This window comes from Pseudomonas sp. GW821-FHT01E10, from assembly GCF_059422365.1.
In genome coordinates this window covers 1-571 of record NZ_JBWKWT010000050.1, presented here as the reverse complement: position 1 = coordinate 571, position 571 = coordinate 1, and the positions used below count along the sequence as shown (strand labels likewise).

The following is a 571-nucleotide window of genomic DNA, read 5'->3' as shown; positions in this document are numbered from 1 at the left end:
ATCACCTCCTTAATCGACGACATCAGCTGCTCCATAAGTTCCCACACGAATTGCTTGATTCATTGAAGAAGACGATACGAAGCAGCCCGAAATTGGGTCTGTAGCTCAGTTGGTTAGAGCGCACCCCTGATAAGGGTGAGGTCGGCAGTTCGAATCTGCCCAGACCCACCAATTTTGTGTGGGAATACCTGTAGAAATACGGGGCCATAGCTCAGCTGGGAGAGCGCCTGCCTTGCACGCAGGAGGTCAACGGTTCGATCCCGTTTGGCTCCACCACTACTGCTTCTGTTGTTGAAAGCTTAGAAATGAGCATTCCATCGTGATGATGGTGAATGTTGATTTCTAGTCTTTGGCTAGATCGTTCTTTAAAAATTTGGGTATGTGATAGAAAGATAGACTGAACGTTACTTTCACTGGTAACGGATCAGGCTAAGGTAAAATTTGTGAGTTGCTCTTAATTGAGCATGCGAATTTTCGGCGAATGTCGTCTTCACAGTATAACCAGATTGCTTGGGGTTATATGGTCAAGTGAAGAAGCGCATACGGTGGATGCCTTGGCAGTCAGAGGCGA

The 571-nt window shown here is 46.9% G+C and carries 2 tRNA genes; both read left to right on the top strand.

From position 1 onward, the window contains the following. Positions 1 to 94: 94 nt before the first annotated feature. Positions 95 to 171: transfer RNA gene (locus AC07V0_RS30000), tRNA-Ile, on the top strand. A 29-nt stretch (positions 172 to 200) separates the two neighbouring features. Next, positions 201 to 276, top strand: a tRNA-Ala gene (locus AC07V0_RS29995). The last annotated feature ends 295 nt before the right edge of the window (positions 277 to 571 follow it).